Annotated in this window: 1 other RNA gene; it reads right to left on the bottom strand. The window is 37.5% G+C overall.

From position 1 onward, the window contains the following. Nucleotides 1–301, bottom strand: a transfer-messenger RNA (tmRNA) gene (gene ssrA, locus HL666_RS33960); the annotation flags it as partial.

Raw genomic sequence — 301 nt, forward strand, 5'->3', positions numbered from 1 at the left:
CTGTCCAAACGCATCTCGTCATTAACCTCTACGATCATAGTTATATTACTTAAACTTCACTAGTTCAAAACGCCATATAACAGGGCTAGTATGAACCAGCTAACCTGTTAAGACTCTTTTTAACTATTCAGGTGAGGTAGTTAAACGTAACTCGCTAAAGTTGATACTCGAAAACCAGTCACGAGTAAACTGGTCAAGAGCAACGCATGCGCTAAATTAAGCAGCTAATGCGTAAGAATTTTTGTTATTTGCAGTTATATTTAACTGTAACGTTTTTACGTAGACGTAACCTACGAATCGC

The organism is Bradyrhizobium aeschynomenes, from assembly GCF_013178945.1.
GTDB lineage: Bacteria > Pseudomonadota > Alphaproteobacteria > Rhizobiales > Xanthobacteraceae > Bradyrhizobium > Bradyrhizobium aeschynomenes.